Source organism: Gordonia sp. NPDC003950, from assembly GCF_053605205.1.
On the sequence record NZ_JBSGIT010000001.1, the window covers coordinates 70,541 to 96,114 of the forward strand.

Below are 25,574 nucleotides of genomic sequence, written 5' to 3' on the forward strand. Positions count from 1 at the left end.
TCAGCAGTGGAACGGGTCAGTAGTACAGCCCGCGCGACACCGTGTTCCAGGCGGCCGGCAGGTCCCGCTCCCAGTAGGCCCAGGTGTGGGTGCCGATGAGCCGGAAGCCGTCGGTGTAGGCGACGCCGTGGGTACGCATATCCAGGGCGAACTCGAGTGAACAGCGGTAGGCGCCGACCTCGAGCGCCGACGACGACGCGGTCACCGCCTCGGGCGGGCCCTCGTCGGGTTCGATCCGGCGCTGCAGGTCGAGCGGCCCGATCGCTCCGGACCCGGCGGAGATGAAGATGTTCTTGCCGCGCAGGGCATCGAGATGCAGCGACGGGTCGTGGGCCTGCCACCCCGCCGAGCCGAACGGCCCCCACATGTTGGTGGCGTCCCCGCCGTCGCGGCCGACGGTGGTGCGGACGTAGGCCTCATTCGCCGCCCCCGACACCGGCGGGCAACCGCTGAGCGAGGCCAGCCCGGAGTAGAGGTCGGGATGACGGATGGCGAGCGCGAAGGCGGCCTGACCACCCATCGACAGACCGATCACGGCGTTGCGGCCGCTGCCGTTGAAGGTCGAATCGATCAGCGGGGGCAATTCCTTGGTGAGGAAGGTCTCCCACATCGGCTTGCCGAGTTTCGGGTCGGTCCGCTGCCAGTCGGTGTAGAAGGTTCCGGCTCCACCGACGGGAAGCACGACGTTGACGTTCTTGTCGGCGAAGAATCGTCCGGCATGACCCTTGGTGATCCAGTCGCTGACGCCACCCTCGGCACCGGCGCCGTCGAGCATGTACACGGTGGGACGCGGACCCGACGCCCCCTCGGGGGTCAGCACCGACACCTTCACGCGCTCGTTCATCGACGGCGAGTCGACCCAGATGTCGGTGCGCAGGACGCTCACCGGGGTGGTGGTGACGATGCGGGCCACCTGTCGAGGGGCCGCGTCGGCGACGGGCGCGGCAACACCCATGCCGAGGGCGACGACGCCGAACACCGACGCCGCCAGCACAGCCATACGCCTTGCCATCATCACCATTCCGCTCCACTTGATCCGGCGAATTCCGGACGATGAACCACCGACGCGGGGTGTTGACGTCTCCCCCAGACTCATCACCAACAGTCTCAGCCTGAAAGGATACGCACGGGTGACCATCACGTGAACCCTCGACGAGTACTTCACAGATTGCATTCAGGAGCACACCACGCGTGAGTACCACAAAGCCCACCCGCAGGGCAGCAAACACCGCAGGTGAGAGCGGCAACACGGACCCTGCCGGCGCCGCTCCCGGCGGCCGCCTCACCGCAAGCGAATTCGCATTTCTGGCAACGATTCCGGTGCGCTGGTCGGATATGGATGCCTTCGGTCACATCAACCACGCGCGGATGGTCACCCTCATGGAGGAGGCCCGCATCCAGTGGTTGCTGTCCGCGGGTGAGGAGTACACCCCGCTGATCAAGAGCGCGATGATCGTGCACGTCGAGATCCGCTATCAGAGCCAACTCCGCCACGACGATTCGCCGCTGGCAATCGGGATGTGGATCAAGGGTTTTCGCTCCGTCGACTTCACCATCGGCTACGAGATCCGGGGCGCCGACGCCGATCCGGCGTCGAAACCGGCCTGCGTCGCGAGCACCCAGATGGCCGTGGTGGACATCGAGAAGCACAGCCTGCGCCGACTCACCACCACCGAAAAGGGGTACCTCACGGCCTGGTCACGCTGAGGCACCCGAGGCGACTACGGTTCGTACCGCGCCGGCAGTTCCTGACCCACCGACAGCCGAGCAATGTTGCCCGCCAACACGTCTCGGTAGATGCGCAGTTGTTCCTCGCCGCTGCGTACCTGTTCGGAGAGCCGTTTGGCATTGTCCATCGAGATCTCCCGATCACCCGAGCGGGCAACGAGTTCATCGATCCGGTCGTCGAGGGTGGCGGCCCGGTCGTACTCGGCGAGGATACGCAGTTCGACGGCGGCCGACTCCACGACGTGGGCCACCTCGGACAATGCCTGCACGCGGCCGATCAATTCGGTCCACACCGGGCGCAGCGTCGTCTCCCGACGATCGAGTTGCTCGGCGAACGCCGCATCGAATCCGCCACTGCGTTTGGCCCGATCGAGCTCGACCCGGACGGCGCGCAGCGCGATGATGTCGGCGGCGATCTCGACGAGCTCGGCGTGCAGATTCACCTGGGTGCGTTGCACCGCAAAGTGATCCGAGCGCCACGCCGGATTCATCATGATGCGGTCGTAGTAGTGCCCGGCAATGAACAGCAGCGCCTCGTATCCGTCGACGAAGTTCGACGACCCGGGTGCGGCCGGCACCTGATTCTGTGCCCCGGGTGCCGTTCGGGGCATCGACGCGGTGACCTGATCGGCCCACTGCTCCACCTGCCGCTTACCCGAGCGGGCCGCGACCTGTCCGACGACACCGGCAATGAGGTCGACCGCGGCCGTCCCGGCCCGCCGCACCGCCCGCAGTGTCCCCACGTTGGGGGTCGGCGTACACAACAACCCGGCGAACAGGCGCTCCCGCTCCTCGATCTCGAGGTAGATGTTCTCTCGGCGTTCCCGGCGGATCGCCCGGGTGCTCCCCGCGAACACACCCTTGCCGGTGACGATGGCCTTGTGGGCCTCATCGCGGCGACGCACCAGCCCCGACAATCGGTTGCGGAACACCGCGGCCACCACACTGGGCATCATCGCCCCGGACAACTGCTGCTCGGTCTGCACGATCGTGCGTTGCAACCGGCGCAGCTCCCCGAAACCGCCGGGCAGCGTGGGCATCGGCAGACCCGTGGAGACACGGCGGATGACGATCGCGCGACCGGCGGGGGTGAGGTATCCGGACGCGACGAGGACCGCGGCCACGTCGGAGAGCTCCGGTCGGTCCCCGGGCATGGCCGCGCGATCGCACCACTCGCGGATCTCGGCGCCGGTCGGTCCGTTGAGGTGGCGGGCACCGGGGCGTTGAGCAGGTCGATGGGCGTCGTCGATCATCGTTCCCGGCTCCTTTCCTGACGTGGTCGAATGCGCCGGCGGAAACGGCGGCGACCGTACGCATCCATGCTACCGGCGGGTTGCGACACGACCGGGCGTTCGCGCTCGCCACAGCGGCCGGGTCACCCGATGCAACACCCACGCGAGCAGCGTGCTGACCGCCACGGTGATCAGCAGTGCGATCACCAGATTCCCGGTGAACACCCGATACCCCAGCACCGCCATCACCACCTCGAGCACGATGACGTGCACGCAGAACAGTTCGTAGGAGATCTCGCCGAGGAACACCATCGGGCTGCTCGCACACACCCGCGCCCACCAGGACCGCTGATCGACACAGGTCAACGGCGCGATCAGGCCGACCGCGACGATCAGATACAGCACGTGTTTGACGATCGTCGCCGACGCGGTGGTCGGCGTGATGGTCGGCTCCCCGGCGATCTCACCCCACGACGCCACGAAGGCCACCACCGCCGCGAGCACCCAGCCGGTGGCGTGGGACCGCCGGATCATCGGCGCGCACACCGCCAGGATCATCCCCGCCACGAACCATCCGAAGAACGACGGCGCCCACAGCCGGGCCGTCGGACTCAGCCCAGTACTGCCTGCGACGATGACGATCCAGACCGGACTGACCAGCAGCAACGCCGACAGCCCGGCCAGCAGCAGATCGGGCCGCCACCGGCCCGGCGCCCCGGTCAGCCATCCGACGCCGACCACCAGCACCCAGCCGATCAGCGGCAGCACCAGGTAGTAGACGACCTCGGCGGCCAGACTCCACATTTGGGTGAGCCCCGAATGCAGGTGCCCGAGACCGTAGACCTGCGTCAGCGTCATGTTGCGCAGGAACCCCGACCAGCCGGTGCCGGTCTGCGACGGCTCACCGGCCGGCGGCGCGACGGCGTAGAGCACGTACACGCCGATGACGGTGATCCAGTACGCGGGCAGGATGCGTCGTGCCCGATGCCAGAAGTACCGTCCGAGCGCCGGTGTCTCCGTCGATGAGCGGGCCGCGCGCACCCACGGGGAGAACAGCAGGAATCCGGACAGCACGAAGAAGATCGCCACCCCGACCTCGAAGCGGGCGAACAGCCGTCCCACCACGTCGTCGGTGTAGTGACCGGTCCAGAACGCCGCGTGGGTCACCAGGACCGAGAGCGCGGCCACGGTGCGCACACCGGTGAGCGAGGGGACACGCGAGGCCATGGGCCCGATCCTGCCAGGGCGAAACGTTCGGCCGCATCGCTGTGGGGCCGGCACCGGGAGATGGCACGATGTCACCATGTCGGCCACGCCGGGCTCCGGCCATCACGAGGTGATCCGCGGTCAGATCTGGCGCGACGGGCACAAGGTCGACGGCTTCGACCTCGCGAGTATTTCCGAGCACCTCCGCTGCGCGAACACCCTCATCTGGGCCGACCTGGACTGTCCCGCACACGAGACGCTGACCGCACTCGCCGACGAACTCGATCTCAACAAGTTCGCCATCGAGGACACCATCGCCGCCGCGGAACGCGTCAAGACCGTCAACTACCGCAACTACACCTTCATGACCGTCTACGCGATCTCCGAACGCGAGCCGGGCACCACACCTCCGCCGCGCGACGCGGTCGCCGGCTCCCCCGACCACCACTCACCCTTCGCGTGGCGCGCCAAAACGTTCACCCTGCAACGGATTTCAATCTTTCTCAAGGAGAATGCGCTGATCACCGTCCGGCTCTCACCGGGCTTCGACATGGGCCAGGTGGCCACCCGGTGGGAGGAGGTCGGCGGTGAGCAATACGGGATCGGCGCGTTGCTGCACGGCCTGCTCGACGTCGTCGTCGACGGCCATTTCGACGCGGTGCAGCGACTCGACTCCGACATCGAAGACCTCGAGGAGACCCTGTTCGACGACACGATGCGTTCCCACGATCTGCAACGACGGACCTTCGATCTGCGCAAGGATCTCGTCCTGCTGCGGCGCGTGGTGGTGCCGATGCGTGAGGTGATCGCCGGCATCCAACGTCGACGATTCGAGAATCAGGCCCCACCGGAACTCGATCCGCACTTCTCCGACCTCTATGACCACGCCCTGCGCGCGGCGGAGTGGACCGAGTCGTTGCGTGACATGGTGACCACCATCTTCGAGACCAATCTGTCGCTGGCCGACGCGCGTCTGAACACGGTGATGAAGAAGCTCACCGCGTGGGCCGGGATCGTGGCGGTGCCGACGGCCATCACCGGGTATTACGGCCAGAATCTGGATTTCCCGTTGTTCCAGACATTCACCGGATTCCTGGTGAGCACGCTGGTGATCCTCGTCGTGGTCGTCGCGCTCTACGTGGGTTTCCGGCGACGCGACTGGCTGTAGCGCTCCGGCCACATCCGCGGTCGACGACCCCGGCCCCGGTTGGCACCACAGTCCCTCGGGCCGGCCCGGGGATACGAGGTGACTTGGGTAAAGTTGAATGCGGATTGGAGGCCGCGCAATGTCGCTTTTTTCCGTTCCGATCAAGGCGGTTCAGATCGCTGTCGGTGCCGCCCTCGTCGGCGGTGAGTCGGCGGTGCGAGCCGGACGCTGGGCCGAGGACACCACCCGGGCAACGCTGTCCGCGATCGCGGCCGACGTCACCTCGATGGCGCAGACCACGGCGTCCGCATCCGCGGGGATGATCGCCGAGGCCTTCGGGGGCACCCCCGCACGCCGGATCACCAGCAACGGTGACGTGCATTGGATCGAGGTCCGCGGCCTCGACACCGATTTCGACACCCTCGCCGAGGCCGTCGCCATCGCACTCGACGCCACCCCCGGCGTCACCGACGTCCACGTCAACGGGCCGCTGTCACGGGTGATGGTCACCGTCGCCGCCGGCGGGCCGTCGGCGGCGGACCTGGCGGCGGTGATCGCCGACGCCGAACGCCGGGCCCCACGCGACACCACGCCCCCCGCCTTGGCACCGCTGCCGGGCGACGACAATGTCATCGCGGCCGATCTGATCGGGTTGGGTGTCGCGGGCACCGCGCTCGTCTCGGCGGCCGTGTACCGCTTCCTGCCACTGCCGGTGGTCTCCGATGTCGCCGCCGTCCCGGCAACCCTGCTCAACAATCACCCCCGCCTGCGCGGCATGGTCGAGGACCGCCTCGGCGCCGAGGGCGCGGACCTGCTCCTCTCGTCATTCCAATCGGTGACCGGCATCGTCACCGCGGCCCCGATGTCCGTCCTGGTCACCACGACCGCCCGCGCGGTGCAGAGTGCCGAGGCATTCAACGCGCGCCGCGCCTGGCAACAACATGCCGCCGTTCTCGCCGGACAGGCACGCAAGGTCGATGCGGTGGCACCGCTGCGGGCGGACCCGGCGGGTCGGCGCACACGCCACGGGTCACGGTTCGACGAGATCTCGATGAATGTCGGCCTGGGCGGCTCCGGGATCCTCGCCATCGCCGACGGCCTGCGCACCGCCGCCGACGCCACCCTGGTCTCCGCCCCGAAAGCCGCTCGGGCCGTGCGCGAGTCGTTCGCCGCTGCCCTGTCGCGGGGGCTGCACCTTCGCCACGGCGCACTGGTGATGAATCCGCGCGTCCTGCGTCGCCTCGAGGACATCGACACCCTCGTGGTCGATCCGCGGGTGCTGTTCACCGACGAACTCGCCGTCACGCAGATCACCGGGGTCAATCACGACGACCGTTCCCGCGTCTGGAAGGCCGCCACCAAGGCCTTCGACGAGGGCCTACTCGAGCCCGGCTGGAATCCGTTGGCGCCCCACGTCGACGGCGCCTCCGATGCGTCGGCGCTCGTCAGCCCGATCCGCCAGCCGATGGCCTCGGCGCTGCTGATGGAGGCCCGCCGGGCCGAAGTGCGCGTGATCACCTTCGCCAATGACGGATTGCATTCGCTGCGACAGGGATTCGATGAACTCCTGCCCGACGGCAAGGACCCCGATCAGGATCTGTTCGACGCGGTCGTGCGGCTACGCACCGACGGCGCCCGTATCGCCGTGATCTGTCGGGGTGCCGACGACGCGGCGCATGCCGCCCACCTCTCGGTCGGTCTGATGGACCGGGTGGACGCACCGAGTTGGTCGGCCGACATCCTGGTCCCCGACCTCGGCGCGGCCTGGCGCGTGCTGCACGCCCTGCCCGCGGCCCGTGCGGCCGCGCAGCAGGGAAAGGCGTTGTCGACGGGCGCATCGCTGCTCGGCACGCTCATGCTGATCCCCAGCGTTCCCGGATACGGGCCCGATTCGGTCAACGTCTCGGCGATGTACGCGTTCTGGTCCGGATTCTCGGTGGGGCGGGAGGTCTTCGACGAGCAACTGCCGCAACCGGATTCGGGACATGACTGGCATGCGATGCCCGTCGACGAGGTGCGTCGGCTACTGCCGATGCCGGCTCCCGAACCCGTGGACACTTCCGTGGCGCACCGGGTCGCATCATCCCCACCCCTCCGGATTCCCCGGACCGCGATCAGCGGGGCGTGGCGACAGGTCCGCGACTTCAGCGACACGATGCAGGACGATCTCGCCGATCCGATCACCCCGATCCTGACCACCGGTGCGGCCGCCAGCGCGCTGCTCGGCTCTCCGCTGGACGCGGCGATGGTCACGGGGGTGTTGCTGCTGAACACCGCGATCTCGGCGCAACAATCGCTGCACGCCGAGCGGCTGCTGCGGTCGATGCTGGCGGTCCAGGAGCCCCTCGCCCGACGCCTGACGTCGGCCGAGCATGCCGGCGTCCTCGTCGCCACCGATTACGACGAGGTGCGCGCCGGACGGCTGCGGCCCGGTGATCTGATCGAGGTCCGGTCCGGTGAGGTGGTCCCGGCCGACGCCCGCATCATCGACGCCGACGCCGTCGAGGTCGACGAGTCGGCGCTGACCGGCGAGTCGTTGCCGGTGGCCAAGAACACCGCCGACACCCCGGGAGCACCGCTGGCCGAGCGGACCGGAATGCTGTTCGCCGGCACCACCATGGTGGCCGGCAAGGCCCACGCGGTGGTGACCGCCGCCGACGGGGCGACGCAGGTCGACCGCGCGTTGGCGCTCTCGCCCGCGCAGTCCAAGTCCGTCGGACTGGCCGCCCAACTCGGCGAAATCACCAAACGCGCCCTGCCGTGGAGTCTGGCCGGCGGCGCCCTCGTCGGCGCCCTCAGTCTGTTGCGTGGCACCCCCGTCCACGAGGCCGCCTCCGGCACCGTGTCGGTGGGTGTGGCCGCAGTGCCCGAAGGCCTCCCGCTCGTCGTCACCCTGGCCCAATCGGCATCGGCGCGACGGCTCACCGGGTCGTCGGTGCTCGTGCGCAACCCGCGCGCCATCGAGGCGTTCGCCCGCCTGGACGTGGTCTGCTTCGACAAGACCGGCACGCTGAGCGAGAACCGTCTGCGGGTGACGTCGGTGCGGGCCCTCGACGGCGCCACCGAACGTGATGTCCTCGAGGTGGCCGGGGCCACCATGCTGGTCAACCGCGCAGGCAAGGTGGAGCACGCCACCGACGCGGCGATCCACCGCGCGGCCACCGAGGCCGGGATCGGGTTGGCGACCCTCGACGGATTCCTGCCCTTCCAATCCGACCGACCACTGGCGGCCGCCGTGATCGGCCGCCGCCTGATGGTCAAGGGCGCACCCGAGGCGCTGGTGAGCGCACTCGATCCGGCCGACCGCGACATCCTGCACGACACCGTCGCCGACATGGCACTGCAGGGTTTACGCGTGCTCACCGTCGCCGAACGCACCCTGACCGCAGCGCAGGCCAGCGCGGCCGCCGATCCCGCCGTCCTGGCCGAGTTGTGCTCGTCGGAGCTGCGGTTGATCGGCACGATCGGTCTCAGTGACACACCCCGAGCGGGCGCCCGCGAACTGCTCACCGACCTGCAGGCCCGGGACATCGGAGTCCGGCTGATCACCGGTGATCATCCGGTGACCGCGCGGGTCGTCGCCGGCGAACTCGGTCTCGACGTCGACGACGGCCACGTGATGACCGGGGCGGACTGGGATGTGCTCGACGCCACCGCACGCGTCGAGGCCGCCCGCACCCACCAGGTCTTCGCGCGGATGTCACCCGAACACAAAGTGCAGGTGGTCGCGGCACTGGAATCGGCCGGCCTGATCACCGGCATGGTCGGCGACGGGGCCAACGACGCCGCCGCCATCCGCGCCGCGTCGGTCGGTATCGGGGTGGCGTCGAAGGGCAGCGACCCGGCCCGGATGGCCGCCGACGTGATGCTCCTCGACGGCGACATCGGCGCCATCATCGACGCCCTCGACGAGGGTGAGCAGCTGTGGCGGCGTGTGCAGTCGGCGGTGTCGGTCCTACTCGGGCACAACGTCGGTGAGGTCAGCTTCGGTCTCATCACGACAGTGCTGACCGGATCGCCTGCTCTCAACGCCCGTCAGATGCTGCTGGTGAACATGCTCACCGACGCGTTGCCGGCGGCAGCGCTGGCGATGAGCCCGCAGAACGAACCCGATGTGGTCGGGCGCCACGACGAGGCCACCATCTGGCGTGCGGTGGCGGTCCGTGGTGTCTTCACCACCACCGGCGCGACGCTCGCCTGGACGCTGGGGCGTCTCACGGGCACACCCGAACGGGCGGCCACCATCGGATTGGTGGGATTGGTGCTAACCCAGATGATGGAGACATTGGGCGACTCGCACGGGCCGCTGGTGGTGGCGACGAACGTCGGCACCTTCGCGGTGATGGCGGGGATCATCAGCATTCCGGGCGTCAGTCAGATATTCGGCTGTACTCCGGTGGGACCCATCGGGTGGGGCGAGGCATTCGCTGCGGCCTTCGCGGCTGCTGCCATTGCCAAGACAATGCCGGGCGTCATGGACCGGCTGGCAGAGGAACTGCCTAAACTACTCGTCAATGCTCAGCACGCCGACACGGACGAGGACGGCGTAGACGTGCTCGAGAGCAGGGGTGAGCAGACGAACGCCGGAGTCGACCAGGGCATCGTGCCCGAGAGAGCGAGTGATCTCCGTCATGACAGGTGAGCCTACCCCAAGTCGCGCCGAAACGGATAGGGGCAAACCGGAAGAAGGGACTTCGGTCCTCGACGATGTTCGGCACTTCGTCGCGTCCCACAACGACGTCTCCAAAATGGTGCGTGACGCACGTCGCTTCTCGATCAATCTGCCACTGGTCGGCAAGGTCGCGGTGCCGCAACCCAAGCAGCTGGCGTTCTACGGGGTGCTCGGTGCGCTGGCCGCGACCGGGGCCATCGAGTGGCCGGTTGCCGTGGCCCTCGGCCTCGGGGTTGCGGTGACCGCCAAGGCCGTCAGCGCCTCACCCGCCGCGCCGCAACCCGCGCTCGTCGCGGCCCAGCCGGTCATCGTCGAGCAGATGATCGTCGAGCGGGTGACCACCGAGCCGGTGGCCGACGAGGTGGCCGACGAGGTGGCCGACGTCCTCGGGACCGAGCCCGCGACACCGGCTGCGACCCGCACGACCGCCGCCACGAAGGCTGCGGCGACAACGGCACCGGCCAAGAAGGCACCTGCCGAAAAGTCCACGGCGCGGAAAGCTCCCGCGAAGAAGACCACCGCGGCAAAGGCACCGGCCAAGAAAACCCCGGCGCGAAAGACTGCGGCAAAGAAGACTGCCGCCAAGAAGACTGCAGCGACGAAGACCACCGCGGCGAAGACTGCCGCCAAGAAGTCCACCGCAAAGAAGTCGGCCGCAAAGAAGTCCGCGCCGCCCGCTCCCGCGCCTGTCACCGAGTCCACCGACTGAGGTTCATCGGTCCGGGAAGATGACCTCGAGGTAGTGGGCGTAGGCGTCGGCGACCTCGTCGTCGGTGAGGCCGAACTCCGCGAGGGAGTACCGGTGCACGCCGTGGGAGTGCTGACGGTGTGACTCGCGGTGCCGCGTCATCTCGGTCCGGGTGCCGGCACCGAGGTCGATGCCCGCTGCGGCGTAGATGCGTTCGACCTGCCTCAGCGGATCGTCGATGAGGTCGTCGTAGTAGACGTCGATGAATCGGTCCGGGTGGCGTTCCCGCACGGCGAGGGACCGTTCGGCCATGTCGACGTTGCGTCGTAGCCAGTGCCGCGCAACCGCTTGTGCGTCAACGTGATCGGAGAACATCGAATGTCCGTGGGCGAGCATGCTGGAGAACGACGCGGTCGTGCGGACCGGATCCCGATGGGTGCCGACGATGACCGCATCGGGAAAGACGTCGAGCAGCGTGTCGAGATGTTCGAGGTGAGCCGGCGTCTTGAGGACCCAGTGCGGTCGCCGATCCTGCTGGGCCAGTACCTGCAGCAACAACTTGAGGTAGTCGTAGGACGGCCGCGGATCCTGATCGGCCAGCCAGCGAGCATACGACGGCACGTTCAGCATCGCCTCGGGCACCTGCGACATCAGTGAATACTCCTGCAGCAGAACATCTTCCTCGGGACCCTCGGCCTCCACCGCGTGAATCGCGAAGAACTGCGGATTGAGGTAGCGCAGCGACCACTCGGCCGCCTTGGTCTGTGTGATCCGCATCCACGGACGCCGGCCCGGGCGTTCGGACCGGTGCGGCAAGAGGTGCACCACCTCCCACGACTGCACCGCACGCATCCGGGAGTCCGATCCGATCAGCCTGTGCAGCATGGTTGTTCCGCTGCGTTGGAGTCCGGCGATGACGATCGGCGGGGTGATCGGTTCGTCGGCGATCTCCGGACGGCTCGTGATCAGTTCCGCCACCCGCAGTCGGGTGGCGAGCAAACCGGTCAGACGCGCCCGGATCACCAGGGCACCAAAGGACGAAAGGTCGGCCTCGTCGACAATCGATCGGGTCAGCACCTCGAGGGCTTCCTCGGTGAGAGGATCGGCCCGCCACGGCAGTCCGGTGGCCCGGGATGCCCGCGCGCGCAACGTATCCGCCGTCAGGTCGGGGCCGTGGCCGCGGTCGGCCAGACGTCGTCCGATCGCGTTGAGTGCGGTGATCGGCCGGCGTTGAACGGGAACGAAACCGTCGGTCACGGAAGAGCTCTCACCTGCGAGACCGGAACGACGCGGGTGCGCGGCTGGGGATGATCGGTCGCCCGAATCCATCGGAACGTCATGCCGCCACTCGAATGTCCGGTGGTGTGAATCCAATTGGCCACGCCCGGATCGGTGTGGGCGACGACGACGCGCACGCTGCCGTCCGGACGGTAGGTGGCGGTGTGCTTGTTGACGTGGATCGTGGAGTACCGGTAGTCCAACGACTCCAGCCAGTGGTTGTCGAGTTGGAAGTTCCACGCCTCGCAGTCGGGGATCTCGGCGTCGATGACCAGCGCCTCGTCGGGCCCCAGGCGCCAATAGCTGTGGTAGTAGATGATGTTCGGATCACCACCGGCCTTGGTGGAACGATCCGGGTCGAACATCGGGAGTTCGTTGGTGTGCTTTGCGAAGTCGTGTGCCCACTTGGCGAACAGCATCGACGCACCGGCCACCAGCAGACTCGCCTTGCCCAGCCCGGCGTCGAGGTGCGCGGCCGTCAGCGGTGCCGGTGCCGGCGGACTCGCGTCGGTGCTGTCGGCGGCGTCATCGATCAGGTCGATGCGTAGGTCCGCGGGCGTTTCGGTACTACGGTCGGCGAAGGTCTGCCGCACGATCAGCAGCCCGGAAGCGGCCGTCATCGGCAACCAATTACCCTCGTGCTCAACGGCACTCACGATCAGCTCGAACCGACCGTCGGCGCCGATGGCCAGGTCCGAGGCCTCCACGTATCCGGTGGTCGGCATCTGGCCGCCCTGCCCGTAGTTGCCCTCCTGGGTGCCGAAGCCGAGGTAGTCGACGGTGCCGCGGGTGCCGGAGATCCGGTAGGTGAGCGTGCCGTCGATGGTGGCGTTCTGGTAGTGGTTGTCGGGATTGTCCGAGCCCATCTTGGCTGTCTCGTGAATCATCCGGCGCAGCACCGGGGCTCGCGGATCGGCGTACTCGACGAAGGCCTCGAGTCCGGCGCGGGTGAGCCGCGACAGGTATCGGTAGCCCTCCGCCTGGGTCAGCGGATCGGTCGGCGTGCCCGGATACATGATCGACGCCCCCGCCGATTTCAGCGTGTCGCAGAACTCCTCCCACGCCTGCCCGGACGCGACCCGCGCCTCGGCGACGTCGTCGGGCGTCGTGCCACGAAATCGGAGCCACGCGATGCGGGCGCGGCGGAATCCATCGAGGGCGGAGGTTGCCAGGGTGCGGCCGTTCATGGGCCCACCCTACGGCGAGGCCGGTCGGCTCAGAACGACTTTCGGGCTGTCTTCGGGTCCCCGTAGGTGATCGCGCGTTCGCGTCGGGTGTCGGTGAGCAGGGTGGCCGCCCACGTCACGACGGTTCCGGTGCGGTTGCGCACACCCGCGAGGAAGGCGATGTGGATCGCACCCCATGCCAACCAGCCGAGGCTCCCGGACAGCTTCAGCGGCCCGGTCTGCAGGATCGCATTCTTGCGGGAAATGTATGCGGCGGTGCCGAAGTCGCGGTACTTGAAGGGTGGCCGGTCGGTGTCGCCGGCCACCACTCCGGCGATCACCGCACCCGCGTGCCGCCCGCCCTGCATGGCGACCTCGGCGACCCCGGGCAACTTCTGGTATGAACTCATGTCGCCGACGACGAAGACCTCCGGATGCCCCGGCACCGACAGGTCGTCGCCCACCGGGATGGTGCCGCCCCGGTCGGTGGTGACGCCGAGTGCGCCGGCCAGAGCCCCGGCAAATGGCACGGCCTCCACGCCGGTGGTCCACAGTGTGGTGCGCGCGTCGTATCGGCACACCTTCTTCGTGGCCTTCTCGGTGATCTCGACGGAATCGGCATCCACATCGGTGACGTGCACGCCGAGGTGTGTCTCGACGCCGAGGCGGTCAAGGGTGCGCTGCGCCTTCGCCGACAGAGTCTGACTGAACGAGGGCAGGACCCGATCACCACCGTGGAAGAGCATCACCCGGGCCTCGTCGGGGTCGATGCTGCGGAACTCGCTTTCGAGTGCGACATGCGCCAATTCCCGTATCTGCCCGGCCAATTCGACACCGGTCGGCCCGCCTCCGGCGACGGCGAAACTCAGCCACGGACGACGCTGCTCGGCGTCGGGCAGGGATTCGGCCATCTCGAAGGCGGCCATGATGCGTCGGCGGATGGCCAGGGCGTCGTCAAGCGTCTTCATCCCGATGGCGTGCTCGATGAGATCCTCGTTGCCGTGATACGACGTCCGCATCCCGGCCGCCACCACCAGGTAGTCGTAGGTGATCTCGGTGACCGTCGAATCCATCCGGGTGACGGTGACGGTGCGCGCCGCCGGGTCCACCGCGGTCGCCTCGGCGCAGAACACCTCGGCGTTGCGTTGCCGGCGCAGCAGATGCCGGATCGGGCTGCTGATGGAGCCCTCCGACAGTAGTCCGGTCGCGCATTGATAGAGCAGCGGCTGGAACAGATGGCTGGTGCCGCGATCGATCACCGTGACCCAGACGTCAGCTCGGCGCAGACGCCGGGCAGCGTTCATGCCGCCGAAACCCGCTCCGATGATGACCACATGCGGCCGGCCGCGTCGGCCGGAGTCCGATACACCCACCCCGCCGATTGTGGCAGAAACCCGGCGAGGCGGTGGCTGTCTGCGGTCGGACTCAGTGGGAGGTGGGGACCGCGCTGGTCACTGCAAGGGCGGCCGCGCTGGTCGCGGCGGTCACCGCGAACACCGACGGCCAGGCACCGAACTTCTTGGCCAGCGGGTGCGACGCCCCGAACGCCGCGAGGTAGGTGCCGAGCAGTCCGGCGGCGACCGCCGGCCCGCGGGAGCGCCATTCGTTGGTGCAGTACGCGCCGACGGCCGCGAGCACCACGCCGCCCAATTCGCGGCGGCCGGTGTAGCGGGCGGCGGCGTACCCGCCGACGAGGCCGACAGCGACAGCGGGAACCGTGGGATCGAGAGCCATGGCCGAAAGCCTACGCAAGGGCGGGCGACACCGGCCGGCAGGACTCATCCGGTGATCAGATAGTCCTGCTGCATCCGCTTCCAGAGCGTGAGGTGCGGATCGGTGGTGGGATCGCGCCGATCGATGAGGGTAGGTGGTGGCCGCTCCCCTCATGCTGGCGAACAGGATCGGATAGAGCTCCGGATAGCGTGGCGCCGAGGTCAGGGTGGGGCCGAGGAAGTCGGCGACGACGGCGGCCACGGTCCGGCCGATCTCCCGCTCGGCCGGCAGCAGGACCGTGCGCAGCGACTCGTTGGTGCGTGCGGCCACCCACAACTCCATCGACGCCACGAAGTACGGCTGCCTTTCGCGTCAACTCCGGGCATGGCGAGGCCCCCCGACCTCGGAACAGTCAATCCTGACTCTTTTGATGTAATTTGTAACCACTGCCCAGAGGCCTGTGGGACGGAATCGGCGAAGTATCTCGCACCGGATGGGTCGGCCCGGGCGATGTCACACTAGACCCATGGCAGATTCGTACCTGCACCCCATCCGCGGCGCAGCCCGGTGACCGGCCCGGCTGCTCCCGACCCCGCGTCCCATCCCGATCCGGCCACCGGTGACACCGAACCGATCCCCGGCACCGCGGCACCAGCCGACGCCGCAACCCCCACGATCCTGCTGGTGTCGGGCACCCACGCCGACGCCCTCGCCGACGAGTTCGGCCGATACCGCCGCGACTACCACGTGCGTTGCGTGGCGTCGGCGATCGAGGCGATCGTGGCACTTGGTCAGCTGGCCGGCCGTGGTGATCCAGTGGCTCTCATCGTCGCCGATTCCGAGTTGCCCGACATGCCACTCATGGAGGCGCTGCACACCTTTCGCTCCATTACACCGACCGCACGCCGCGTCGTCGCCATCGCCTGGGAGACCTTCGCGGTGACCTCGGCGGCACTGCGTCCGGCGCTACGCAAGGGCAAGTTCGACACCTTCCTGCTGATGCCGCGCGGCGCCCGCGACGAGGAGTTCCACTACGCGATCACCGAGATGCTGTCCGACTGGGGCTCGACCATCGCCGCCCCGGTCGTCGAGGCCGTCCGGATCATCACCGACGAGCCAACCGCACTGACCCTCGAGATCCGGGACATGCTCGACCGGTCGGGCATGCCGCATCGCACCTATCCCCCCGACAGTCCGGCCGGGCGTGAGGCCCTCGCCGCGTACGTGCCCGACCCCGACGATCCCGACGCCGCACCGTCGTTTCCGCTGCTCCAGTCGATGGTCAGTCTCAACCACGGGATGGTGATCGCACCGTCGTCGGCCCGCGAGGTGTCGGCCATGCTCTACGGGCGGCCCTCGGATGTGGACGAGGAGGCGGTGGTGGACCTGGCCATCGTGGGCGCCGGCCCGGCCGGTCTGGCGGCCGCGGTCTACGCGGCCAGCGAAGGACTCTCGACGGTGGTGATCGAATCGTCGGTGATCGGCGGGCAGGCCGGCACGAGTTCGATGATCCGCAACTACCTCGGTTTCCCGCGCGGGATCTCCGGGATGCGGCTGGCCCAGCGGGCCCGGGTGCAGGCGGTGCGATTCGGTGCGCGGTTCTACTCCGGGTGGCCGGTCCACCGACTCGAACTCGGCGGTCTCGAGCCCGGCAGCCTCGAATCCGGCGCCGGCCACACCACCCCACACCGCCTCGTCACCGACGGCGGCGACGTCCGCTCGCATGCCGTCCTGATCAGCAGCGGCGTCGACTACCGACGGGTAGGCGTCGACTCACTGGAGTCGCTGGTCGGCGTCGGCGTCTTCTATGGCGCGGCGATGTCGGCGGCCCGCGAGATGGAGGGCCGCGACGTGATCGTCGTCGGCGGTGGCAACTCGGCCGGGCAGGCGGCCATCCATCTGGCCCGATTCGCGCGGTCGGTGACAATCGTAGTCCGCCGCGATGATCTGTCGGCCACCATGTCGCAGTACCTGATCGGCGAGATCACCTTCCATCCCCGCATCAACGTGTGCGGCCGATGCGAGGTCGTCGACGGCGGCGGCGACGGTGCGCTGGACTGGGTGACGCTGCGTCACCGCGACACCGGCGAGGACGAGCGACGCGCCGTCGGCGGGCTGTTCCTGCTGATCGGTGCCGAGCCGCACTGCGAATGGGTCTCCGGGGAGATCGCGCGCGACGATCACGGCTTTGTCCTCACCGGCCGCGACGTCCCCAAGAACCGATGGGCCGACGGTCTGCCCCCGGCGAACCTCGCGACCAGCGCCGCCGGGGTGTTCGCCGCCGGCGACATCCGTGCCGGTTCGATGAAGCGGGTCGCCTCGGCATCGGGTGAAGGCGCCAGCGTGGTGCCCCTCGTCCACGAGTGGGTGGAGACCTGCGTGCGGGCATGACCGACGACGCTGCGGTCACCGGTGAACAGGCGTATCTCACCGACCTCGGGTGGGAGCCGCTGCTCGGCCAGTGCCGGCAGCCGGCTTCCCAGACCCTGTCTCTGGACATCAGGAGCGACGACGAGCCGGCCGAGTTCGGCGATCTTCGTCGCGGGATCGACGGTCACCCGGACGGCGCCGACGAGACGCCCGCCGGCGTCCCGAAGCCCCAGCGCCTGGAGACCGGGCGCGATCGACTCAGTCGAGCGAGGCGAGGAATTCCCGGACCCGGGGCCAGGTCTCGCGGGTCGCGGCATCGCCGGCGATGAGACCGAGGTGACTGGTCTCCACGGTCGCGAAATGAACCTGCTCGGAGTCGGCAAACAGGTCGACTCCGTGCCGGGCGGCCGCCCAGCTGACAATCGCGTCGCGGTGGCTGCCGAACAGCTGGATGGGGACGGTGATCGACGTCAGGTCGACGAGCCTGCCGTCGAAATTGACGACACCGGACGCAAGTTCGTCGCGGTAGATGAAGTTCTCCCACATCTGCAGCGATACCTTGCCCGCATACCCCGGCATCGTCGTCTGGAAACGGTCGATCACCTGCATCCGCGCCAGCGCGTCGGTGTCGTGGGCGTTGCGCATGATGTAGGCGGGTTTCTTCAGTTCCCGTTCCCACGCCGTCGCCCGGTAGGCGAGCCGCACCAGCGGTGCCGGGATGCCGCCGAGTGCCCGCAGCGCGCCGGAGATCAGGGTGCCGCCGGTTGGCTTCATCAGCGTCTTGACCAGCGGATACGGCGGAACCTTCGCGTAGTCGAGCGGCGTGCCGATGGCGGTGATCGACCGGATCGGAAGCTCCGGATGCGCGGCCGCGGTAAGGAAGGTGATCGTCCCGCCGATACTCCACGCCATGAGATCGACGAGGTCGCCCGTCGACGACGCGGAGGCTTCGTCGCCGCCGTGATAATCGGCGAGTACCCGGCCGACGGCCTGGGGCACGATGTCGTCGAAGTAGTCGGAAAAGCCCATGCCCCGATCGGCGCGCCCGACGTCACCGAAGTCGACGACGTAGGGCACCCGTCCGGCCTCGAGCAGTTCCGCCACCACCGACTGCCCCGGACCGAGGTCGTAGCAGCGGGCCGACACCGCCAGCGGGGGTATCAGCAGCACGGGCGGACGCCCGGCGGCGCGCGCCGCGACACGATCGGCGTCACTGCCGTATCTGCGCAGTTCCCGATGCTCACCGGTGTGCAGGACGGTGTGCTCGGTCTGCACGTCGGGGGCGACCTGGTGCCCCGCCAGCATCCGGAGGACGAGGAGCGCACCTTCGGCGGTGGACGGCACCTGGTTTCCGCTCGGCGCGATTGCGGGGCTCAACATCCTGGCGAATCTACGCGACGTGCCCATCGACGAGGCGGCAGCCCGCCCTCTAGGACGCGTGCTCGCGGGACTCGTCGTCGTCCCAGAAGTTGACGGCGTCGAGACTGCGGATCAGCCGATCGCGGGCGTCGGCAAACCGGGCGTGGATCTCAGTCCGGATCGAGGCCTCGTCGCCGTCGTGCAGAAATCCGATGAGTCGGCGGTGGCTGGCGACGGCTTGGCGGCCCCACTCCGGGTCGTGCGCATAGAGCTGATGCGGTGAGTACTTGTTGGCCTCGAACAAGAACCAGGCGAGTTTCTTGCTGTGCGCCATCAGATTCACGTGACGGTGAAAGGCGAACTCGCGATCCAGGACCCGATCGGCATTGCCGGCGGCGACGGCCGCCTCGAGTTCGTCGACGATGGTCGCTAACCCCGTGAGGCTGCGCGCCAACTCCGGATCGGCGATGGCGTGGGTCGCCAGCCGCGCCGACAACTCGGCCTGCATCCAGAAGAGGTCGACGATGTCGCCACGTTCGAGATTCTCGACGATGAACCCGCGATGTGGAGAAGACCGGACCAGACCTTCACCCCGCAGCGTGACCAACGCCTCGCGGACCGGCGTGACGCTGCATCCGAGCGCGGATGCTGTCTCGTCGAGCCGGATGAACTGACCGGGACGGATGTCTCCGGTCATGATCCGGGTACGCAAGTGATCGGCGACCTCATCGGTGAGCTGCTTACGACCGAGCCGCACAGCTGCCATCGCCTTGTCTCCTCTCGTCATCCCCGACCGCACTTCCCCTACCGAACCTTATTGTCTCGTGCCCGAATTCGTCGATGCGTTCCCCGTTCGGGATAACCGACCGGGGATTGCGCGTCACACGATCGCCCTGTCGTGACGGAGTCGTGTGCCGGCCGATGGCGTACCGCCTGCGCCGCGGGATCGCGATGCGCGTCTGCGCGTTGGTGAGGACCGCGGTCGCCTCGTCGAGATCGGGCAGGTAGGTGGTGGCCATGGACGTCTTCTTTCTCGCGAGGCCGGACCACGAGCGCGTCCGCCCGGGTGACCGACCGAGTCGCCGGGTGCCCGCCAAGCGGGTGCCGTGGACGACGGCGACTCCTGTGCCGTAGTGGTGCTCCGACGATCATCCCGCAGAGGAGTGTCCGCTTGTGACTGATATCTCAGGTTCTGCCGGTCAGGCTAACATACTTAAAATATTAAATGTAGAGTCGCGCTCAGCGGCCGGTTCTGGCGACCGGGCATACTCATCGTCGATGACCACTCACGACCCGAGCGCAGCGCCATCCGAGGACACCGGCGCCGTCGCCGTGGTGGGCACCCTCAATCTCGACCAGGTGGTCCGCGTGGATCGACTTCCGGCCGACTCCGAAACCGTCCTCGGCCTGACGCAGACCGAACGGCCCGGCGGCAAGGGCGCCAACCAGGCCCTCGCCGCCGCCGGACGCGCCCGGGTGGCGTTGGTCGGCGCCGTCGGCGACGACGCCGCGGCCGAGACGATGCTGACTCACCAGCGATCCGCCGGCGTCGACGTCGACCACATCCACCGCGCCGAGGGCATCAGCGGACGGGCCGTCATCGAGGTCGACGCGCACGGCACCAACCGCATCATCGTCCTGTCCGGCGCCAACGCCGACCTGCCCATCGATCACACGCTCACCGCGCTGGATGGACTCGATCCCGACGTCGTCCTGACCCAACTCGAGTGCCCCATGGCGATCACCGAGGCGGTGGCCGACTGGTGCCGCGGCCACCGGCGACGATTCATTCTCAATCCCAGTCCGGTTGCGCCGCTGAATGATTCCATTCTCGCCATCGCGGATCCGGTGATCGTCAACGAGGTCGAGGACGCCTACTACGGCGGTCCGGAGAAGCTGGGCTCGACGTGTCGCAGCGTGGTGATCACCCGCGGCGGCGACGGGGTCGTCGTGATCGACGACGCGGGTGAACATCACATCGAGGTCCGCGCCGTGACGGCCACCGACACCACCGGTGCCGGCGACGTCTTCGCCGGAGTCCTGGCCGCCCATCTCGCCGGTGGCCTCGACCTCCTGGCCGCTGCCCGGCACGCGGCAAGCGCGGCAACCGAATTCGTCGAGCGCGGTCCGACGGCACACTGAGCCAACCCGACCGCCTCGTTCATACACGCACCCGTTGACAGCGCTCACCTCAACGCTGACAGCGCCCTCTCCAACGCTGACAGCGCCCAGGTTCGAGGAAGACGGGACACAAGAGCCACCTGACGAACATGCGTCCACAGCCAATCCCTCGTAACCTCGGCCCCATGACGTCCGACCACACCCGCCACCTGATTCGGTACGGCGGGACCTTCTCACCCGAGCTGATAGCCCGCGCGGAGGGCAGCTTCGTCTACACCGCCGACGGCCGACGCATCCTCGACTTCACCTCGGGGCAGATGTCGGCGATCCTCGGGCATGCGCACCCGGAGATCGTCGCGACCATCTCCCGGCAGGCCGCCACCCTCGATCATCTCTTCAGCGGCATGCTGTCCGAGCCTGTGCTGGAACTGGCTGCACGTCTGTCGGATTCGTTGCCCGATCCGCTTGACAAGGTGCTGCTGCTGACCACTGGTGCCGAATCCAACGAGGCCGCGATCCGCCTGGCGAAACTCGTCACCGGCAAGCACGAGATCGTCTCGTTCGCCCGCTCCTGGCACGGCATGACGCACGCGGCGGCCGCCGCCACCTACAGCGCGGGACGCGGCGGCTACGGTCCGGTCGCCGCCGGCAATTATGCTCTGCCGACACCGGATTCGTTCCGTCCCGACTTCACCCACGCCGACGGCACCCTCGACTGGGAACGGCAACTCGACTTCGGATTCGGTCTCATCGACGCGCAGTCGGTGGGTTCGCTGGCCGCCTGCATCGTCGAACCCATCCTGTCCTCCGGCGGGGTCATCGACCTTCCGCCGGGTTATCTGGCTGCGCTGCAACGCAAATGCCGGGAACGGGACATGCTGCTGATCCTCGACGAGGCGCAGACCGGGCTGTGCCGGACCGGCACCTGGTACGCCTTCGAACGTGACGGTGTCGTCCCCGACATCATCACCCTCTCCAAGACCCTGGGCGCCGGCCTGCCCCTCGCGGCCACCATCACCAGCACCGAGATCGAACAGGCCGCCCACGACCGCGGCTTCCTGTTCTTCACCACCCATGTCTCCGACCCGCTCGTCGCCGCCGTCGGCAACACCGTGCTCGACGTCCTCGAACGCGATCACCTCGATACCCGTGCGACACACGCCGGAAAACTGTTGCGCGACGGCCTGCTTCGTATCCAAGACCGCCACAGTGTGGTGGGTGACGTCCGCGGCCGCGGGCTGCTGCAGGGACTCGAGCTCGTCGATTCTGACGCCGACCGCCTCGGCGCCCAGGTCACCCGCCGCTGTTACGACCTCGGATTGCACATGAACGTCGTCCAGTTACCCGGCATGGGCGGCACCTTCCGAATCGCGCCGCCGCTGACCGCCTCCGACGACGAGCTGGAACTGGGTCTGTCGATCCTGGAGCAGGCCATCGCCGAACTCGACGCGTGACCCGGCAGGTCAGCCGTCCTTCGCGTCGAGAGCCGCGGCCACCTCGGCGGGGAATCCGCCGGTGGCCACCGGTCCCCACGACGTCGGGGTGATGCGGATGACCGATTTGTTCTGCACCCGCATCGCCTCGCGGTACTCGTCCCAGTCCGGGTGCTCACCGGAGATGCACCGGAAGTAGTCGACCAGCGCGTCCTCGGCCTCGGGCATGTCGAGGACCTCGGCGGTGCCGTCGACCTGCACCCACGGGCCATTCCATTCATCGGAGATCACGCACACGCTGACCTGCGGTCGCCGTGCGGCATTGACCGTCTTGGCACGAGCGGGATAGGTCGCGATGACGATGCGGCCCTGCGCGTCCACACCACCGCTGACCGGCGAGAGTTGCGGCGCGCCGGCCACGGGTGGTGAGCAGGAGCATCTTGTGGCGAGGCGTGACGAAGTCGATGAGTTCGGCCTTCTCGACGTCGGTGGCGGTGGCGATGGTTCTGGGCATACCGCCACCCTAACCATGGGCACGGCCCCGATGGACCGGAGAACACCGATGGACCCGAGACCACAGCACAGCGCATTGGCGGCCGTCATCGCCGCGGTATCGAGGACCGTGGCGTTCGGCGACATCCGCACCAACCCGGGCTTATGGTGTGACAAACCCATCTACGAAGGAGAGCCCGCTATGTCTGAATCTCCTGTCGCCACCCCTCCCGCCGCGTCACCGACCCTGCGGGAGTTGACCGTTCGGGGCATCATTCTCGGCGGCCTGATCACCCTCGTGTTCACCGCCGCGAACGTATACCTCGGCCTCAAGGTCGGTCTCACCTTCGCCACAGCCATTCCCGCAGCGGTGATCTCGATGGCCGTTCTGCGGTTCTTTGCCCATCACTCGATCATCGAGAACAACATCGTCCAGACGATCGCCTCGGCCGCGGGCACGCTGTCGGCGATCATCTTCGTCATCCCGGGCCTGGTGATGATCGGCTGGTGGACCGGATTCCCCTACTGGATCACGATGGCGGTCTGCGCCGTCGGCGGCATCCTCGGCGTGATGTACTCGATCCCGCTACGCCGCGCACTCGTCACCGGCTTTGACCTCCCATATCCGGAAGGTGTTGCCGCAGCAGAGGTTCTCAAGGTCGGCGAGACCGAGGCGGGCGCGGAGAGCAACCGCGCCGGCCTCATCGCGATCATCGCCGGATCGCTCGGATCGGCGCTGTTCGCGTTGCTGGCCAAGATGCGGATCGTCACCGACTCGTTGGGTGCATACCTCAAAATCGGTTCCGGTGGAACTATTTTCGGCGCGAGCCTATCGCTGGCCCTGATCGGTGTCGGACACCTCGTCGGCCTGACCGTCGGCATCGCCATGCTCGTGGGTCTGATCATCTCCTACTTCATCCTGATGCCGATCTACTCGTGGGGTGACTTCACCGCATCCACCGGCGCCATCGGCGACGTCCTCGACACCGTCTTCTCCGACGACGTCCGGCTCATCGGTGCGGGCGCCATCGCCGTGGCGGCGGTGTGGACCCTCATCAAGATCCTGCGGCCGATCATCACCGGCATCTCCAACGCCCTGACCTCGTCGCGCTCACGACGCGAGGGGATCACCGTCGACATCACCGAACGCGACATCCCGATCACCTACGTCGGGGCCACCGTCGTGGCGATGCTCATCCCGATCGGATTGTTGCTCTGGGACTTCGTGCACACCCCCGCGTCGGGGCAGTCCACCAACCCGATCGACGGGTCGTCGGGCGGCATCATCTCCGTCACCATCCTGTTCGTGGTGATCATCGGCCTGGTCATCGCCGCCGTGTGCGGCTACATGGCCGGCCTGATCGGTTCGTCCAACAGCCCCATCTCGGGTGTCGGCATCCTCGTCGTCATCATCGCCGCGGTCCTGGTGAAGATCGTCTACGGGACGGCGTCGGGCAGCGAGACCGACGCGCTCATCGCCTACACGCTGTTCGCCGCCGCGATCGTCTTCGGTGTCGCCACCATCTCCAACGACAATCTCCAGGACCTCAAGACCGGCCAACTTGTCGGTGCCACACCGTGGAAGCAGCAGGTCGCGTTGATCATCGGCGTCCTCTTCGGGTCGATCATCATCCCGCCGATCCTGGAACTGATGAACAACTCCTTCGGCTTCGCCGGGATGCCCGGCGCCGGCGACGACGCCCTGTCGGCACCACAGGCCCAGTTGCTGTCCACCCTGGCCACCGGCGTCCTCGGCGGTTCGCTCAACTGGAGCCTCCTCGGGATCGGCGCTCTCATCGGGATCGGCGTCATCATCGTCGACGAGGTGCTCGGCCTCACGACCCGCCGGCTGCGGGTTCCGCCGCTCGCCGTCGGCATGGGGATGTACCTGCCGATGTCGTTGACGTTGGTCATCCCGATCGGCGCGATCCTCGGTGTCTTCTACAACAAGTGGGCCGACCGTTCCGGCGGCGACGCCGAGCAGAAGAAGCGGATCGGCGTGCTGATGGCCACCGGCCTGATCGTCGGTGAAAGCCTCTTCGGTGTCATCTTCGCCGGCATCGTTGCGGCCACCGGCGACGATTCTGCACTCGCCGTCGTCGGCGACGGCTTCGAGAATTACGCGATCTGGCTCGGCGTCGTCTTCTTCGTTCTGCTCGTCGGCGGACTGTACAAGTACGCGCAGCGCCTCGCGAGCGCCGGCGGCACGCCCGGCCCGAAGGCGGACATGACCAAGCGGCTCTGAGCCACTGCGTCCAACCGGTCCACGGTAACTGCACGCTCGACTCCCGTTTGCGCGCAATGCATTCCGCGCAAACGGGAGTTGCGCGCGCAGCTACCCCGACGACGCCGGCGCCAGGATCGCGGCGACCATGCGCTTCATCTGCATCCCCCAGTAGTCGTCGAGCGGCGCCTCGGGCCGCATCAGGGTGTGCAGAATGGCCGCGCCACCGAGCATCTCGATGAGCAGAGTGGCGTCGACGTCCGCACCGATGGCACCGGCGTCGCGCGCGGCCTCGAGCCGCACGCCGACGGCCCCGAAAACCCCGCCGAAGCCTTCGAGGACCTGCCGATGCAGTGCCGGGTCGGCGGCCATGTCGGCGATCAGGCCGGGTAACGCGGCGCGGGTAACCGGGCTGCCGAACACCTCGCGCACCTCGGCGATCATCGAGGCGAGGTCGGCGTCGAGGTCGCCGGTTTGTGACACCAGCGTGGTGAATCGGCGCAGGGTCGCGTCGTGCACGAGATCGGGTTTACCCGTCCACCGACGATAGATGGCCGTCTTGGTGGTCCCGGCGCGTTCGGCCACCGCCGACATCGTCAACCGGGCGTATCCGACATCGACGAGGAGCTCACGGGTCGCGCCGATGACTGCCCCGTCGATCGCCTCATCGCGAGGTCTCCCGGCGGATTTCCGGATTTCGCTGCGCGGGGACACCTGGTCTGCTGTCATAACGCAACCGAGCGTA

General features: G+C 68.0%; 18 protein-coding genes and 4 pseudogenes. 8 read left to right on the forward strand and 14 right to left on the reverse strand.

What is annotated here, in order from left to right:
- Positions 1-16: 16 nt before the first annotated feature.
- Positions 17-1,012: an alpha/beta hydrolase gene (locus ACWETB_RS00375; RefSeq protein ID WP_449744886.1), complete on the reverse strand. Its 996-nt coding sequence runs from the start codon at positions 1,010-1,012 to the stop codon at positions 17-19.
- 293 nt (positions 1,013-1,305) lie between these two features.
- Here ACWETB_RS00375 and ACWETB_RS00380 point away from each other — a divergent pair, with 293 nt between their 5' ends.
- A complete protein-coding gene (locus ACWETB_RS00380; protein ID WP_449744885.1) occupies positions 1,306-1,707 on the forward strand; it encodes an acyl-CoA thioesterase in 402 nt (133 codons plus the stop codon).
- A gap of 14 nt (positions 1,708-1,721) precedes the next feature.
- On the opposite strand, the gene ACWETB_RS00385 is transcribed toward ACWETB_RS00380, so the two are convergent.
- Both ACWETB_RS00385 and ACWETB_RS00390 read right to left on the reverse strand, forming a co-directional pair.
- Entirely contained in the window at positions 1,722-2,981 is a 1,260-nt protein-coding gene (locus ACWETB_RS00385; protein WP_452208571.1) for a hypothetical protein, read from the reverse strand.
- A gap of 69 nt (positions 2,982-3,050) precedes the next feature.
- Positions 3,051-4,187: an acyltransferase family protein gene (locus ACWETB_RS00390; RefSeq protein WP_452208572.1), complete on the reverse strand. Its 1,137-nt coding sequence runs from the start codon at positions 4,185-4,187 to the stop codon at positions 3,051-3,053.
- Between the two features lie 76 nt (positions 4,188-4,263).
- Between ACWETB_RS00390 and ACWETB_RS00395 the strand changes: the two genes are divergently transcribed.
- Positions 4,264-5,334, forward strand: coding sequence for a magnesium transporter CorA family protein (locus ACWETB_RS00395; RefSeq protein WP_452208573.1), 1,071 nt, complete (start codon positions 4,264-4,266; stop codon positions 5,332-5,334).
- 2,224 nt (positions 5,335-7,558) lie between these two features.
- Positions 7,559-9,706 (forward strand): annotated as a pseudogene (locus ACWETB_RS00400) (cation-translocating P-type ATPase); the annotation flags it as partial.
- Positions 9,707-9,817: 111 nt separating this feature from the next.
- Here ACWETB_RS00400 and ACWETB_RS00405 read toward each other — a convergent pair.
- Entirely contained in the window at positions 9,818-9,946 is a 129-nt protein-coding gene (locus tag ACWETB_RS00405) for an Rv1535 domain-containing protein (protein ID WP_452208832.1), read from the reverse strand.
- Positions 9,947-10,061: 115 nt separating this feature from the next.
- Between ACWETB_RS00405 and ACWETB_RS00410 the strand changes: the two genes are divergently transcribed.
- Positions 10,062-10,694, forward strand: coding sequence for a hypothetical protein (locus tag ACWETB_RS00410; RefSeq protein WP_452208574.1), 633 nt, complete (start codon positions 10,062-10,064; stop codon positions 10,692-10,694).
- A 3-nt stretch (positions 10,695-10,697) separates the two neighbouring features.
- Here the strand turns inward: ACWETB_RS00410 and ACWETB_RS00415 are convergent, their stop codons facing one another.
- The 5 genes and pseudogenes from ACWETB_RS00415 to ACWETB_RS00435 form a co-directional block, all read right to left on the reverse strand.
- Positions 10,698-11,930 (reverse strand): sulfotransferase family protein, encoded by a 1,233-nt coding sequence (locus tag ACWETB_RS00415; protein ID WP_452208575.1) that lies wholly within the window; start codon positions 11,928-11,930, stop codon positions 10,698-10,700.
- A complete protein-coding gene (locus ACWETB_RS00420) occupies positions 11,927-13,138 on the reverse strand; it encodes a DUF1214 domain-containing protein (protein WP_452208576.1) in 1,212 nt (403 codons plus the stop codon). Before ACWETB_RS00420 ends, ACWETB_RS00415 begins: the two co-directional genes overlap by 4 nt.
- 29 nt (positions 13,139-13,167) lie before the next feature.
- Positions 13,168-14,421: an NAD(P)/FAD-dependent oxidoreductase gene (locus ACWETB_RS00425; protein ID WP_452208834.1), complete on the reverse strand. Its 1,254-nt coding sequence runs from the start codon at positions 14,419-14,421 to the stop codon at positions 13,168-13,170.
- A gap of 121 nt (positions 14,422-14,542) precedes the next feature.
- Positions 14,543-14,851 carry a hypothetical protein gene (locus ACWETB_RS00430; RefSeq protein ID WP_452208577.1) on the reverse strand — a complete coding sequence of 103 codons (309 nt, stop codon included), beginning with the start codon at positions 14,849-14,851 and terminating at the stop codon, positions 14,543-14,545.
- A gap of 44 nt (positions 14,852-14,895) precedes the next feature.
- A pseudogene (locus ACWETB_RS00435) lies at positions 14,896-15,193 on the reverse strand (TetR/AcrR family transcriptional regulator); the annotation flags it as partial.
- A 270-nt stretch (positions 15,194-15,463) separates the two neighbouring features.
- On the opposite strand from ACWETB_RS00435, the gene ACWETB_RS00440 reads away from it, so the two are divergent.
- Positions 15,464-17,221: an FAD-dependent oxidoreductase gene (locus ACWETB_RS00440; protein WP_452208836.1), complete on the forward strand. Its 1,758-nt coding sequence runs from the start codon at positions 15,464-15,466 to the stop codon at positions 17,219-17,221.
- A gap of 50 nt (positions 17,222-17,271) precedes the next feature.
- On the opposite strand, the pseudogene ACWETB_RS00445 reads toward ACWETB_RS00440, so the two are convergent.
- The 3 genes and pseudogenes from ACWETB_RS00445 to ACWETB_RS00455 form a co-directional block, all read right to left on the reverse strand.
- Positions 17,272-17,517 (reverse strand): annotated as a pseudogene (locus ACWETB_RS00445) (GNAT family N-acetyltransferase); the annotation flags it as partial.
- Positions 17,459-18,580, reverse strand: a complete 1,122-nt coding sequence (locus ACWETB_RS00450; protein WP_452208578.1) for an alpha/beta hydrolase — start codon at positions 18,578-18,580, stop codon at positions 17,459-17,461. The gene ACWETB_RS00450 and the pseudogene ACWETB_RS00445, both read right to left, overlap by 59 nt.
- 49 nt (positions 18,581-18,629) lie before the next feature.
- Positions 18,630-19,325 (reverse strand): GntR family transcriptional regulator, encoded by a 696-nt coding sequence (locus ACWETB_RS00455; protein ID WP_452208580.1) that lies wholly within the window; start codon positions 19,323-19,325, stop codon positions 18,630-18,632.
- A 512-nt stretch (positions 19,326-19,837) separates the two neighbouring features.
- On the opposite strand from ACWETB_RS00455, the gene ACWETB_RS00460 reads away from it, so the two are divergent.
- A complete protein-coding gene (locus ACWETB_RS00460; RefSeq protein ID WP_449744875.1) occupies positions 19,838-20,701 on the forward strand; it encodes a ribokinase in 864 nt (287 codons plus the stop codon).
- Between the two features lie 164 nt (positions 20,702-20,865).
- Entirely contained in the window at positions 20,866-22,134 is a 1,269-nt protein-coding gene (locus ACWETB_RS00465) for an aspartate aminotransferase family protein (RefSeq protein WP_449744874.1), read from the forward strand.
- A gap of 9 nt (positions 22,135-22,143) precedes the next feature.
- Here ACWETB_RS00465 and ACWETB_RS00470 read toward each other — a convergent pair.
- Positions 22,144-22,627, reverse strand: a pseudogene (locus ACWETB_RS00470) (PPOX class F420-dependent oxidoreductase).
- A gap of 180 nt (positions 22,628-22,807) precedes the next feature.
- On the opposite strand from ACWETB_RS00470, the gene ACWETB_RS00475 reads away from it, so the two are divergent.
- Complete coding sequence (locus ACWETB_RS00475; RefSeq protein ID WP_452208582.1) at positions 22,808-24,850, forward strand: OPT family oligopeptide transporter; 2,043 nt, start codon at positions 22,808-22,810, stop codon at positions 24,848-24,850.
- 90 nt (positions 24,851-24,940) lie between these two features.
- On the opposite strand, the gene ACWETB_RS00480 is transcribed toward ACWETB_RS00475, so the two are convergent.
- Positions 24,941-25,558 carry a TetR/AcrR family transcriptional regulator gene (locus tag ACWETB_RS00480; RefSeq protein WP_449744871.1) on the reverse strand — a complete coding sequence of 206 codons (618 nt, stop codon included), beginning with the start codon at positions 25,556-25,558 and terminating at the stop codon, positions 24,941-24,943.
- Positions 25,559-25,574: the final 16 nt, after the last annotated feature.

What these genes read in the sequence shown, in the direction of transcription:
- ACWETB_RS00460 (WP_449744875.1), top strand. Translation starts at nt 19,838, where the DNA reads ATGACCACTCACGACCCGAGCGCAGCGCCATCCGAGGACACCGGCGCC.
- ACWETB_RS00395 (WP_452208573.1), top strand. Translation starts at nt 4,264, where the DNA reads ATGTCGGCCACGCCGGGCTCCGGCCATCACGAGGTGATCCGCGGTCAG.
- ACWETB_RS00475 (WP_452208582.1), top strand. Translation starts at nt 22,808, where the DNA reads ATGTCTGAATCTCCTGTCGCCACCCCTCCCGCCGCGTCACCGACCCTG.
- ACWETB_RS00385 (WP_452208571.1), bottom strand. Translation starts at nt 2,981, where the DNA reads ATGATCGACGACGCCCATCGACCTGCTCAACGCCCCGGTGCCCGCCAC.
- ACWETB_RS00430 (WP_452208577.1), bottom strand. Translation starts at nt 14,851, where the DNA reads ATGGCTCTCGATCCCACGGTTCCCGCTGTCGCTGTCGGCCTCGTCGGC.
- ACWETB_RS00465 (WP_449744874.1), top strand. Translation starts at nt 20,866, where the DNA reads ATGACGTCCGACCACACCCGCCACCTGATTCGGTACGGCGGGACCTTC.
- ACWETB_RS00450 (WP_452208578.1), bottom strand. Translation starts at nt 18,580, where the DNA reads ATGTTGAGCCCCGCAATCGCGCCGAGCGGAAACCAGGTGCCGTCCACC.
- ACWETB_RS00480 (WP_449744871.1), bottom strand. Translation starts at nt 25,558, where the DNA reads ATGACAGCAGACCAGGTGTCCCCGCGCAGCGAAATCCGGAAATCCGCC.
- ACWETB_RS00375 (WP_449744886.1), bottom strand. Translation starts at nt 1,012, where the DNA reads ATGGCAAGGCGTATGGCTGTGCTGGCGGCGTCGGTGTTCGGCGTCGTC.
- ACWETB_RS00420 (WP_452208576.1), bottom strand. Translation starts at nt 13,138, where the DNA reads ATGAACGGCCGCACCCTGGCAACCTCCGCCCTCGATGGATTCCGCCGC.
- ACWETB_RS00405 (WP_452208832.1), bottom strand. Translation starts at nt 9,946, where the DNA reads ATGACGGAGATCACTCGCTCTCTCGGGCACGATGCCCTGGTCGACTCC.
- ACWETB_RS00410 (WP_452208574.1), top strand. Translation starts at nt 10,062, where the DNA reads ATGGTGCGTGACGCACGTCGCTTCTCGATCAATCTGCCACTGGTCGGC.
- ACWETB_RS00425 (WP_452208834.1), bottom strand. Translation starts at nt 14,421, where the DNA reads ATGAACGCTGCCCGGCGTCTGCGCCGAGCTGACGTCTGGGTCACGGTG.
- ACWETB_RS00455 (WP_452208580.1), bottom strand. Translation starts at nt 19,325, where the DNA reads ATGGCAGCTGTGCGGCTCGGTCGTAAGCAGCTCACCGATGAGGTCGCC.
- ACWETB_RS00390 (WP_452208572.1), bottom strand. Translation starts at nt 4,187, where the DNA reads ATGGCCTCGCGTGTCCCCTCGCTCACCGGTGTGCGCACCGTGGCCGCG.